A 13,242-nucleotide genomic window follows, 5' to 3' on the forward strand; every position below is an offset into this window, starting at 1 on the left:
ATCAGACATGTCTATTGCTTACAACATCCGATTGTACCGCTAGACTGGAAAGGAATGTTATGAACAAGCAAGCTGCAGCTCCGCCTGCGAACCACCGATACAGTATGTTACGCACTTATTTGTTTCCTCAGAAGTCCGCTTTGATTGGACTTACGATTTTATTATTTATTTCCATTGGCTTGCAGCTGATTAATCCGCAAATTATCCGTTATTTTATCGATACGGCTAAATCGGATAAGCCGCTCGAGCTGCTCTTATACGCGGCATTGATTTTTATCGGCTTTTCGCTTGTCGGACAGATCATTAGCGTGATTGCGACTTACGTTAGCGAGAACCTGGCCTGGAGAACAACGAACCGTCTGCGGGGCGACCTGGCGGAGCATTGCCTAAGGCTGGATATGACGTTTCATAAATCCAACACATCGGGCTCCCTGATTGAAAGGGTGGACGGTGACGTGAACGCCTTGGCGAACTTTTTCTCCAGCTTCATTATCCATTTAGCCGGCAATCTTATTCTCATGATCGGCATTATCGTGCTGCTGTTCCGTGAGAACGTTTGGGTTGGGGCGGGAATGCTGCTGTTTATTTTTTTCGCCGTATTTGTCATACAGTGGATTCGCAAGTTCGCGGCTCCGGTATGGCAGGAGTGGCGCAGCGTCAACGCGGAGTTTTACGGCTTTATCGGCGAGCATCTGGAAGGAACCGAGGATACGCGCGCGAACGGGGCGTCAGGCTTTGTGATGAGGCGCTTCTTCTCGCTGCTAAGACGGATGCTGCCGCTGCGGAAGAAGGCGTTCCTCGGCTTCGCGTCGATGTGGATTACGACCATTATCGTATTCGCGCTTGGCAACGCGATGGCTTTTATTATCAGCGCGCTGCTCTGGAAGTCGGGGAGCATTACGATCGGAACGGTATACCTGATCTTCTTCTATACGGAGCTGCTGGCCAAGCCAATCGAGAAAATTAGAACGCAAATCGAAGATCTGCAAAAGGCGGACGCGAGTCTCCAGCGAATTCGAGACTTGTTCAGCCTGCAGCCGAAGGTGCAGGATGGTGCCGGCCGCATGCTGCCGGACGGTCCATTGGCCGTCCATTTCGATCATCTATCGTTCGGCTACGATGAAAAACAGACGCTGGCGGACATTAACATCGAGCTGAAGCCGGGCGAAGTGCTTGGCCTGCTGGGCCGGACGGGGAGCGGCAAAACAACGATCGCCCGTCTCCTGCTTCGTTTCTATGATCCGCAGCAGGGCAGCATCAAGCTCAGCGGCGTAGATATTCGGGACTGCAAGCTTTCGCATCTAAGGGATAAGGTTGCGATGGTTACGCAGAACATTGAGATCATTCAAGGAAGCGTCCGGGATAATCTTACCTTTTATAATAGAAGCATTCCGGATTCGTCGATCGAAGAGGTGCTGAACGATCTCGGTTTAGGGGAGTGGTACGGCTCCTTGCCGAACGGTCTGGATACAAGGCTGGATTCCGGAGGCGGCAGCCTGTCGGCAGGCGAAGCGCAGCTGCTTGCGTTCGCGCGCGTGTTCCTCAATAACCCGGGACTTGTCATCTTGGACGAAGCGTCCTCGCGTCTCGATCCGTTAACCGAGCATCGGCTGGAGAAGGCGGTCGATAAGCTGCTGAAGGAGAGGACCTGCGTCATTATCGCTCATCGGTTGGCCACCATCCAGCGGGCGGATCGCATCGTTATATTAGAGCAAGGCCGTATTGTTGAAGCCGGGGAGCGGGTTAAGCTTGCAGGCGATCCAACGTCGCGATTCAGCCGGATGCTTGCGGCCGGGCTAGAGGAGGTGATGGCATGAGCACGTTTCAGTATATGATGAGGCTGATCGGTTACCGCAAGGCTTGGTACATATCCAATGCCGTCATGTGGACCGTTATCTATCTCATGCCGATATTCCCGGGACTTATTACAAAAGCTTTTTTTGATTCTCTGGAATTGGAAGGAGCGGCGGCCATCGGAACAGGCGTACTGGTGGCTCTGCTGCTTGGGGCGGCGCTGGCGAGAAGCGCGACAATCTGGATCGGGTTCATTACCGATGTAAATTTCCGCTTCCGGATGGGCATGCTCCTCAGGCGGAATTTGCTTGAGCACGTATTGAAGGAGCCGGGGGCGAAGGCTATCCCTTGCTCGCCGGGCGAGGCGATCAGCCATTTCCGCGATGATGTCGATCAATCCGAAGAAGCGGTCAGCTGGTCGGTCGACGTGTTCGGCATGACCTGCTTCGCGGTTGTATCTTGTTTTATTCTGATCCGCATCGACGCCCAAATGACATTGCTTGTTTTCCTGCCGCTGGTGCTTGTCGTCATTGCGGCGCAGCTGGCGACCACCCGGCTGCAGAAATACCGCTCAGCCAGCCGTGAGGCAACGTCCCAAGTGACGGGCGCGATCAGCGATATGTTCGGCAATGTGCAGGCGATTCAAGTAGCCGGAGCCGAGAAGCGGGTTGTCGACCGCTTCAGAGAGCTGAACGATACGAGAAGGAAAACGATGCTGAAGGATAAGCTGATGACAGAGGGGCTCGATTCGATCTTTTCGAATACGGTCAATCTGGGGACCGGACTCATCCTGCTGCTCGCGGGCTCGAAGATGCGCGGGGGAGATTTTGCGGTAGGCGACTTTGCGTTGTTCGTCTACTATTTAACGTTCGTGACGCAATTTATTGCGAACTTCGGGAAGTTTTTGACCTACTTTAAGCAGATGGGCGTCGCTTTGTCCCGGCTCACTTGGCTGCTGCAAGGCGCGCCGGCCCGGGTGCTGACGGCATTTAAGCCGCTCTATTTGCGGCAGGAAAGCGCCGATGCGGAGCAGGGTGAGACGCTCAAGCCCAACGAGCGGTTGCAGATGCTGGAGGTTAACGGACTGACATATCGCTATCCGGAGACCGGTCGGGGCGTGGAGGGTGTTAATTTGACCTTAAAAAGAGGTTCGTTTACCGTTGTGACCGGACCGATCGGATCCGGCAAGACGACGCTTGCCCGAACGCTGCTTGGTCTGCTGCCGAAGGACAGCGGCTCGGTCAAATGGAACGGAGCAGAGGTTGATGATCCCGGCTCGTTTTTTGTCCCTCCAGTTAGCGCCTACACGGCTCAGGTTCCAAGACTATATAGCGACTCCTTGCGGGAAAATATTTTGCTCGGGCATAGGGACCGGGGCGGGCAGCTGGATAAAGCGATCCATACGGCGGTTATGGACGAGGATTTGAAGCAGCTTCCCGCGGGGCTGGAGACGGTCATCGGGCCGCGCGGCGTCAAGCTGTCAGGCGGACAGGCGCAGCGCACCGCGGCTGCGCGCATGCTCGTCCGCGAAGCGGAGCTGTACGTCTTCGACGATTTGTCCAGCGCGCTGGACGTGGAGACGGAGCAGAAGCTGTGGGCGCGCTTGTTCGAGGAGCGCGGAGACGCAACATGCTTGGTCATTTCGCACCGAAAGGCGGCGCTCGCGCAGGCCGATCACATTTTGGTCATGAAGGACGGACGAGTGGAAGCGGAAGGAGATTTGGATAAGCTCTTAGCTACAAGCGATTCGTTCCGCAGATTGTGGCAAGGGGAAGAAGGGTAACCCTATTCACCCGAACATACGGCTGTTTTTGCCCCGGATTGCTCTTATTCGGCGCAGAGACAGCCGTTTTCCTTACAAAGATTAACTGTGAGGCCCTATTTATTTCTTCCACCGGATGCGTTAATATAAAGTTAACATTTTTTGAAGTGCAGGACCGTCGATTGACGGTTTTTCTTTTTGGATGGCTCATGAAGAACCAGGGGAGTTTAACGACAGGGAGTGAGATTGTCTTGAATTATGTTATGAATGTATACCGCAAAGCGCCGTTCTGGGCGACTTTTATTCTGATTATGCTGAAAATGATCTTATTCCGCCAATTTACGTTCGGAAGTATCGAGGTTACAAGGCTTCTTTCCGACGCGGCCGCGGTGCTCATCCTATTGTGCGTATTCGAGCTGATTACAACCTCCAGATGGAAACCGGCCGTATTCGGCGCTGTGAACGCCTTGATGTCTCTGATATTATTCGCTTGCTGCGTTTATTTCTCGTTTTTCGGCAGCATTCCGACCTATACGGCGTTGTACAGCATTGATCAGGTTGGAGCGGTCAAGGACAGCGTCGAGTCCGCCATCCACCCGAAATTTTACACGATGTTCCTAGATCTTGCCGTATTGCTCGTCCTTTATCTGGTTACGTTAAAAAGCAAAGGCGAGAAGCAGAAAAGCCAGCCGGCGGCAAAGCCTCTTTATGTCGGCGCGGCGCTTGTTATCGCAATACTTGCATCATTTTTCTATATCCGCACCGACCTGGACATTCCGAATGAGCTTGTGCAGGCGAACCGCCTGGGCGTACTGAACTACCAGGTGGCGATGGCGATTAATGAAACGAAAGAGAACAACGCGATCAAAAACGGTTCAACGGATGAAACAAGAGCGACGCTGGAGCATTTGGAGGATAGTTATTCCGGCAACGAAGAACCTGTAACGGAAGCGGGCACGCCCAAATATTATGGAGCGGCTAAGGGCAAGAACGTCATTGTCGTTCAGCTGGAATCGTTCCAAGACATCATGGTAGGGCTTGAAGTGGACGGTCAGGAAGTAACGCCCGTTCTGAATGACCTGATTCAAGACGGAAGCTTCTACTTCCCGAACATCTTCCAGCAAATTGGACAAGGCAACACGTCCGACGCTGAATTTCTAGCCAATACAGGCATTTATCCGACGGGTACAGTCGCAATGTCCAAAGGCTTCGGAGACAGGGAAATCCCAAGTATGCCAAGGCTGCTTGCAAGGCAGAACTACGTGTCCAATACGTTCCATGTTAACGATGTCACGTTCTGGGACCGCAATAAGCTTTATCCTGCCCTTGGATTTACAAAGTATTACGACAAACCTAACTTCGTCAACGACGAGTTCAACGCGCTTGGCGCATCCGACGGCGAAATGTACCGTGTCGGGCTAGAGAAGCTTACCGAGCTTCATCAGCAAGGACAACCGTTTTACGCGCAGTTCGTAACGACTTCCAGCCATCATCCGTTCTGGGTGAAGAAAGAGTTCGTAAACATTACGCTGCCGCAGCGATTGGTCGGCAAGCAGCTCGGCCATTACATTACGGCGATCAATTACACGGACAAAGCGCTGGGCGAGCTGATCGACGGTTTAAAAGCGAACGGCATGTGGGAAGATACCATTCTTGTCATCTACGGAGACCACTTCGGCCTTCAGACAAAAGAGAATGATCCGGAATGGGTCGAGGAAGTGCTGGGCGTACCATACGATGACCGTGTAAGCCGCTTTAATATTCCATTCCTGGTTCATGTGCCGGGCGTGCAAGGCGGAATTCATGAAGGCACAGGCGGACAAGTCGATATCGTGCCGACTGTCGCCAACCTGCTCGGTATTTCGCTTAAGGACGAAGGCTATACGGTATTCGGCAAGGATTTGCTGAACACGACGAAAAATGTCGTTGGCATGCGCTACTATATGCCGACGGGATCCTTCTTTAACAACGACATTATGTTCGTCCCGGGGAAAGGCTTCGAGGACGGCACTGCGATTGATCTGAAGACGCTGGAGCCGGTAGAGGATTTCAGCCGGTACCGGGAAGATTACGATTATATTTTAGAATTAATGAAAATTTCGGATGAATATGTGAAGCTGCTGCCGAAACGTACGGAATAATCACTCTCATTCGGTAATTCGTGAACACCCTCCAAGGCAGGAGGGTGTTTTCTTTGGAGGATGAACCATGTATCACGCGGACACGTGGAAAGATAAAACAAAGCTGCTGCTCAAAATATTGTGGCCGATTTTGATCACCCAGGTAGGGCTGAACGCCATGAATTTGGCTGATACGATGATGTCGGGGCGCGTCAGCTCCGAAGATTTGGTCGGCGTAGGCATCGGGTCAAGCATTTGGATGCCGATTATTACCGGGCTTAACGGCATATTACTTGCGGTCACGCCGATCGTGTCCCAATTGATCGGGGCCGGCAAGCGGGGAGAGGTCGCAAAGTCGGTCAGCCAGGCACTTTATGTATCGGTCATTATCGCGCTAATCGTTGCGGCGGTTGGACTTGCGGCATTTCGGCCGATCTTGGATGCGATGCAGCTCGAAAGCAAGGTCCAGCATATTGCTTACAACTATTTGCTGGCGCTGCTGATCGGCATTGTGCCGCTGTTTGCGTCTAATGTGCTGCGGTATTTTTTCGATGCGCAGGGCTTTACCCGGATCTCCATGTTCATTACGCTGATCGCGGTTCCGTTCAACGTCCTGCTGAACTTTGGTTTTATATTTGGCAAGATGGGGTTTCCCGCGCTTGGCGGTGTCGGCGCCGGTTATGCCACTGCGATTACGTATTGGCTAATGTTTGCGGTCAGCGCGGCAGTCGCGTTTAGACATGCGGCGCTGCGGCAATACCGTCTGTTCCGAGAATGGGCGCTTCCATCCTGGAAGGCTTGGAAGGAGCTGCTGGCTGTTGGCATTCCGATCGGACTCGGCATCTTTTTCGAAGTCGGTATCTTTTCGATCGTGACGATTTTCGTGGGCAACCTCTTCGATACGGAGATGACCGCAGCTCACCAAATTGCCCTTAACTTCTCGTCCCTTGTCTTTATGATCCCGCTTAGTATATCTATGGCGCTTACGATTGTAATCGGCTTTTCGGTTGGCGGAGAGAAGTGGAAGCATGCGCGGCAATATACGCTGCTTGGTGTCTGCGGCGGTGTCGGCTTGATGGGATTCATCGCAATTTTGCTTTATTTCTTCCGCGAACCGATTGCTTCTCTCTACACGGAGGAGACGGATGTGGCTGTTCTGGCTGCGCAGTTTCTTGTTTTCGCCATTTTTTATCAGCTGTCTGATGCGGCGCAAGCTTCGCTGCTCGGCGTACTGAGAGGGTATAAGGATGTGCGTCAGCCTTTTATTATCGCGTTCGTGTCGTATTGGATTATTGGGGTGCCTTCCGGCTATTTGCTGGCGGCTCGGACGAACCTTGAAGCGTTCGGGTTTTGGGTCGGCATTATTATTGGACTGACGTGCGCCGCCGTTGGTTTCCTTATTCGTTTGTTAGCGGTGCAGCGTCGCATTCGGAGCGGGAACACCGCCGTATTGCCAACCGCGGATAAACAGCCGGTTTGACCCAAGGCTTGGCGGGGGAAATGGTAGGCAATAGAAGCGTATAATTGTTTGGAGGAATAGGGGCCAAGGGGGGGCAAACATGGTTACGAATGACAGCGTGCTTCAAATGCTGGAGGAGCATACAAGCTTTTTCCGTCAAGGAAAAACGGCGAATGCAGCTTTTCGGATCGAGCAATTACACAAATTGCGCAGGGCGATTATTCGTTATGAACGGGAGCTGTTAGATGCTCTTCGCAAGGATTTGCGTAAAAGCGAGATGGAGGCGTACAGCTCGGAGCTTGGGTTTGTCCGAAGCAGCATTACGTATCAAGCCAAGCATTTGAAGAAATGGATGAAGCCTCGGAAGGTGAGAACGCCTATTTATTTGGCCGGAGCGCGCAGCAGGATTATCCCCGAGCCCTATGGCACGGTGCTGATTGTCGGACCGTACAATTACCCGGTGCAGCTCATTTTGGAGCCATTGATCGGGGCGATTGCGGCAGGGAATTGCGCGGTTCTTAAACCGTCGGAGAGCGTTCCGCATGTGTCCGCCGTCATCAGCCGCATGATCGCGGAGACGTTCGAGCCTGCGTATGTCCGAGTGGTCGAAGGGGAGAAGGAAGTGACGTCGGCGCTGATCCGTGCTCCGTTCGATTATATATTTTTTACGGGCAGCATCGCTGTGGGTAAAATCGTGATGGAAGCCGCGGCGAAAAATTTGGTGCCCGTTACGCTTGAGCTTGGCGGGAAAAGTCCGGTCATCGTGGACAAAACCGCAAACCTTGATTTAGCCGCGAAACGGATCGCCTGGGGCAAGTGGCTGAACGCTGGTCAGACGTGCGTCGCGCCTGATTATGTTCTTGTGCACGAGGAGATTAGGGCTGCGTTCGTCAATAAGATGAAGGAGGCCGTCAGCAGCTTTTATAGCGATAATCCTCAGGCAAGCGAGGATTTCGGCCGAATCGTGAATGAGCGGCAATTTGATAGGCTCGCGGCCATTCTTGACGCCGACCGTGATCTTGTGGTCCATGGCGGGCGCCTCGATCGCGACGATTTGTATATCGAACCGACGCTGCTTGCGGTTGGAGACGCGTCTTCTAGCAAGGCGCTTGAAGCCGAATCGATGAAGGATGAGCTGTTCGGTCCGCTGCTTCCGATATTGGCCTACTCGCGCCTCGAGGAAGCGATCGAACTGGTGCGCAATCGTCCGAAACCGCTTGCTTTCTACGTGTTTACGGAAGATAAAGAGGTACGGGAGCGCGTGCTAGGCGAGTTATCCTTTGGAGGGGGATGCGTGAACGATACGATATCCCATCTCGTCAACCACCATATGCCGTTCGGCGGCGTCGGCCATTCGGGGATGGGAGGCTATCATGGGCAGCATAGCTTCGAGCTGTTTTCCCATCACAAGAGCGTGCTGACGAGAAGCACCAAATTCGAGCCGGGCATCTTATTCCCGCCGTATAAAGATAAGCTGAAATGGATTCGGAAAGTGTTGAAATAGCGGATATTTACGCGGGGGGAGGGGCGGCATGCCCCTCTGTTATTTGAGGGGGAGCTGCAGGGCAAGCCCGCGGGCGAGTCTTTGCCGGTCTCGCAAGAGGTCAGTAAGCCGACTTTTGCTGCTTATTGCGCCACACTTTGTCTCGTACGCCCCAGTAAGCCGATTTTTGCGTCTTACAGATCCCGCGCGGCCTCGCAAGCGGTCAGTAAGCCGACTTTTGCCGCTTATTGCGCCGCATATTGACTCCCACGCCCCAGTAAGCCGATTTTTACGTCTTACAGAGCCCGCGCGGCCTCGCAAGCGTTCAGTAAGTCGACTTTTGCCGCTTATTGCGCCGCATGTTGACTCCCACGCCCCAGTAAGCCGATTTTTTGCGTCTTACAGAGCCCGCGCGGCCTCGCAAGAGGTCAGTAAGCCGACTTTTGCCGCTTATTGCGCCACACTTTGTCTCGTACGCCCCAGTAAGCCGATTTTTGCGTCTTACAGAGCCCGCGCGGCCTCGCAAGCGTTTAGTAAGCCGACTTTTGCTGCTTATTGCGCCGCTTGTTGACTCCCACGCCCCAGTAAGCCGATTTTTACGACTTACTGAGCCCGCGCGGCCTCACAAGCGTTCAGTAAGCCGACTTTTCCTGCTTATTGCGCTGCATGTTGACTCCCACGCCCCAGTAAGCCGATTTTTGCATCTTACTGAGCTCGCACGACCTCGCAAGAGGTCAGTAAGCCGACTTTTCCTGCTTTATTGCGCCGCATGTTGACTCCCACGCCCCAGTAAGCCGATTTTTGCGTCTTACAGAGCCTCCGCGGCCTCGCAAGCGTTCAGTAAGCCGACTTTTGCTGCTTATTGCGCCGCATGTTGACTCCCACGCCTCTGTAAGCCGATTTTTACGACTTATTCAGCCCCTTACGGGACCTCCTTTGATGAGCAGGCGGTTATAAAAACTGCATAAATGTTTCGATCGTGTTCTATAACCCCAAATCGCAAACGCTTACAATGAAAGGGGAGAAGTGTAAAAGGGGGTATTTGGCATGAAACGATGGAAATCCCTAATGGCCGGCGTATTGGCTGCAGTTCTGCTGCTTCCGAGCAGCTTCGGGGCAGGGGTTCATGCGCAAGGGGAAGAAGGTACCGCGCAGCAAACGTCTATCTCGCTGCAGCCGATTGCGGCGCTCGAGAGCAGGGATGATTTTATCCGCGGCGTGGACGTGTCCATGCTGAAGCAAATCGAAAGCGCAGGGGGCAGCTATTACAATGCCGATGGCGTTCAGGCCGATTTATTCGACATCCTTAAGGCGAACGGCGTGAATTGGATTCGGCTCCGCACATGGGTCGACCCGACGGACGAGCATGGAGCTCCTCTTGGCGGCGGCAATAATGATACAGAAACAACAGTAGAGCTGGCTAGCCGGGCGAAGGCGAAAGGCTTGAAAGTGCTCCTCGATTTCCATTACAGCGACTTCTGGACCGACCCGGGCGAGCAGGAAACGCCAAAGGCTTGGGAACATTTAAGCGGAGAGGCGCTGGCAAATGCACTGCATGCTTATACCAGCGACGTCATCACGAGAATGAAGGCGGCAGGCGCAGCGCCGGACATGGTTCAGATCGGCAACGAAACGAACGGCGGCATGGTATGGCCGAGCGGTAAGACGTGGCAGGAGACGCCAAGCGAAGTCATCGGCGGATATGACGGGTGGGTGCAATTGATTCGCGCAGGCACCCAAGCTGTACGGGAGAACGCGCCGGCAGCCAAAATCGTGCTTCATCTGGCCAATGGCGGGAATAACAAGCTGTACCGCGATGTGTTCGACGAGCTTACGGAAAGAGGCGTGGACTTCGATATTATCGGACTATCTTATTATTCGTATTGGCACGGAACACTAGAGCAGCTGAAAGCAAACATGAATGACATCAGCGCCAGATACAACAAGGACGTTATGGTCGTTGAGACGGCTTACGCGCATACGTTCGAGAACGGCGACAGTCACGGCAATATTTTTGGGCCGAATGAAGAAAATGTCGGAGGCTATAAGGCGACTCTGCAAGGGCAGGCAACATCCGTTCGCGATGTGATGGAGGCTGTGGCGGAAGTGCCGAATAACCGCGGGCTCGGTATTTTCTATTGGGAGCCGGCATGGATTCCGGTAGAGGGCGCCGGCTGGAAGACGGGCGAAGGCAATGCGTGGGACAACCAGGCGATGTTTGATTTTGCGGGCAAGGAGCTTCCCTCCCTGCAGGTGTTCAACATCGATTCGCCGATCTATAGCGGCGCAGGCGAGCCTGCGGCTGTTACGGCTGTGCGGCCGGAGGCTGTCCATGTTTCCGTTGGGCAAACGCCGGTACTGCCGGCGACGGTTAAGGTGGAGTACAGCAACGACCGGATAGAGACAAAAAGCGTCACTTGGAGCGACATTCCCGCAGCGCGGCTCCAATATCCCGGCGCCTTTACCGTAGAAGGAACCGTGAGCGGCATTGCGCAGAAAGCGACGGTCACCATAACCGTGCAAGGCGCGACCAACTATGTCACGAATCCTAGCTTTGAATCGGGAAGCTTCGCGGGGTGGGAAATTTCGGACGAGGCTGGCGCGCTAGGCGTGGAACATTCAGCGGCACCGGCGGGGAACGCGTACAACGGAACGTATTCCTTACATTATTGGATGGACAGCGCGTTTACTTTCTCGGCCAAGCAAACCATTTCGAATTTGCCGGCCGGCACGTACACGTTAAGCGCAAGATCGCATGGCGGAGGCGGGGAAAATGCGCTTCAGCTCTACGCGGTATGCGGCGGCGAGAAAAGGACGGCGGACATTGTTCATACGGGCTGGCATGAGTGGAAGCATCCGATGATTCAAAATATTGAAATTTCGCAAGGCGACGCTTGCGAAATCGGTGTGACAGCGAACGCAAACAACGGCAATTGGGGCAATATCGATGAGATCTCTCTGTACCGGGACGCGTCCGAAGTAACGCTGGCTGCGCCGGGACAGGTGGCAAAGGGCGACAGCTTTACAGTCGAAGCGGGCGTTGCGGGTCTGGCAAGCATGGCATATGCGCAGGACTTGACGGTTACCTATGACGGCGCGAGATTCGAATTCGTAAGCGCGGCATCGGGAACCTATTATGCGGCCCACCTTCAAGCTTCTGACGACGCTGTCGGAACCGTCCGCATCATCGGCGCTTATCCGCAAGGCTTGGGCGCCCCGGGCAGTACGGTTCGATTGACATTTAAGGCAAAGCCGAACGCGGCGACGGGAGCGGGCGATATTGCGGTCGCATCCGCTGAGCTGGGGATGATGCCCGAAGGCAATGTGCTTAGGCCGGCCAAGCTTCACGGCGTATCGGTTAGCGTAACCGAGCAGCCGCCTGTTTACGCGCCGGTAACCGGCGGCCAAACGAATGAAACGCCAACCGTGCAGACAGGTAGCGATGGGGCGTCCTCCGTGAAGCTTACGCCTAAGGCGAACGAGCACGGAAGAGCGGAAGCTGAGGTCGATCAAGCGCTGCTGACTAAGCTGCTCGATGCGGCAGAAAGCGGTCCGAACGGGAAGCGGCTAACGATTCAAGTCGCCGAATTAGCGGGCGCGGATGGTTATGGCGTTAAGCTGCCTGCAGGGGCGTTCGACAGCGGTAAAGGAGTTTCCTCCATACAGCTTATAACGCCTTTGGGCGAGCTTATTCTACCGGCGCGTATGCTGGAGGGGGCTGACTTAGCGGCGCAAGACGGCTCGTTGCTTGTAAGCATGGCTCAAGCCGATACATCCAACAAGAATGAAGTCGCTGCTGCTTCGAACGATACGATTCAAACCGTGGTCGATATCTCTTTGTCGATCGATGGTGACGTCATGGCATGGAGCAATCCGGACGCGCCAGTTACGGTAAGGCTGCCGTATGAGATCGATGCGGCAAATAAAAATGAAATTGTAATCCGGTATATCGACGGTGAAGGCAGCGTGTGGGATGTGCCGAATGGCCGGTACGACCGCGAGAGCGGAACCGTTACATTCCGGACGACGCATTTCAGCTATTACGCGATTGCGGAGTCGAAACGAAGCTTTAGCGATCTTAGCGGTTTGCAATGGGCGGAAGACGCAATTCAAGCATTGGCTGCTCGCGGCGTCCTGCAAGGAAGAGACGGAAGTAAGTTCGACCCTGACGCGCCGGTTACCCGCGCTGAGTTCGCTACGATGTTAGCCCGCTCGCTAGGTTTGTTCGCGACCGGTCACCATACGTTCGCGGACAGCGAAGCGGATGCTTATTATGCGGAATCGTTAAACGCCTTGCAGAAGCTGAACATCGCGCAGGGCGACGGCACCGGAAGCTTCCAGCCGGAAGCGTATGTGACACGACAGGATGCGGTGCTGCTTGCGGTTCGGTCATTGGAGGCGGAAGGCTGGCAGCCGGATGAGACTGCGCAGGCTCTGGACCATTATACCGACGGAGCCCATGTTGCGCCGTACGCAAGAACCGCAACCATACATGCGGTGAATGCAGGCATTCTTCGAGGCTACGAGCAAAAGCTTCTGCCAGAGCGTTTATTGTCCCGCGCGGAAGCAGCGGTCATGATCGACCGTATACTCGAAAGCTTAGACGAGTAGGCGAGAGGATGGA

6 protein-coding genes are annotated in these 13,242 nt (G+C 54.2%); all 6 read left to right on the plus strand.

Annotation, left to right across the window (positions count from 1 at the left end; translation table 11 throughout):
* The first annotated feature begins 59 nt into the window (after positions 1-59).
* The 6 genes from D3P08_RS02220 to D3P08_RS02245 all read left to right on the plus strand — a co-directional run bounded on the left by D3P08_RS02220 (position 60) and on the right by D3P08_RS02245 (position 13,229).
* Positions 60-1,817: an ABC transporter ATP-binding protein gene (locus tag D3P08_RS02220; RefSeq protein ID WP_240647210.1), complete on the plus strand. Its 1,758-nt coding sequence runs from the start codon at positions 60-62 to the stop codon at positions 1,815-1,817.
* Complete coding sequence (locus D3P08_RS02225) at positions 1,814-3,577, plus strand: ABC transporter ATP-binding protein (RefSeq protein WP_119597773.1); 1,764 nt, start codon at positions 1,814-1,816, stop codon at positions 3,575-3,577. Before D3P08_RS02220 ends, D3P08_RS02225 begins: the two co-directional genes overlap by 4 nt.
* A 230-nt stretch (positions 3,578-3,807) precedes the next feature.
* Entirely contained in the window at positions 3,808-5,697 is a 1,890-nt protein-coding gene (locus D3P08_RS02230) for an LTA synthase family protein (protein WP_338068696.1), read from the plus strand.
* Between the two features lie 67 nt (positions 5,698-5,764).
* Positions 5,765-7,156, plus strand: a complete 1,392-nt coding sequence (locus tag D3P08_RS02235) for an MATE family efflux transporter (RefSeq protein WP_119597774.1) — start codon at positions 5,765-5,767, stop codon at positions 7,154-7,156.
* A gap of 79 nt (positions 7,157-7,235) precedes the next feature.
* A complete protein-coding gene (locus D3P08_RS02240) occupies positions 7,236-8,639 on the plus strand; it encodes an aldehyde dehydrogenase (protein ID WP_119597775.1) in 1,404 nt (467 codons plus the stop codon).
* A gap of 1,026 nt (positions 8,640-9,665) precedes the next feature.
* Positions 9,666-13,229: a glycosyl hydrolase 53 family protein gene (locus D3P08_RS02245; RefSeq protein WP_119597776.1), complete on the plus strand. Its 3,564-nt coding sequence runs from the start codon at positions 9,666-9,668 to the stop codon at positions 13,227-13,229.
* Positions 13,230-13,242: the final 13 nt, after the last annotated feature.

The organism is Paenibacillus nanensis (genome assembly GCF_003583765.1).
In the GTDB taxonomy this organism is placed as follows: domain Bacteria; phylum Bacillota; class Bacilli; order Paenibacillales; family Paenibacillaceae; genus Pristimantibacillus; species Pristimantibacillus nanensis.

Excerpts from the sequence above, each read along its gene's own strand:
- D3P08_RS02220 (WP_240647210.1), top strand. The coding sequence starts at position 60 with ATGAACAAGCAAGCTGCAGCTCCGCCTGCGAACCACCGATACAGTATG.
- D3P08_RS02235 (WP_119597774.1), top strand. The coding sequence starts at position 5,765 with ATGTATCACGCGGACACGTGGAAAGATAAAACAAAGCTGCTGCTCAAA.
- D3P08_RS02245 (WP_119597776.1), top strand. The coding sequence starts at position 9,666 with ATGAAACGATGGAAATCCCTAATGGCCGGCGTATTGGCTGCAGTTCTG.
- D3P08_RS02240 (WP_119597775.1), top strand. The coding sequence starts at position 7,236 with ATGGTTACGAATGACAGCGTGCTTCAAATGCTGGAGGAGCATACAAGC.
- D3P08_RS02225 (WP_119597773.1), top strand. The coding sequence starts at position 1,814 with ATGAGCACGTTTCAGTATATGATGAGGCTGATCGGTTACCGCAAGGCT.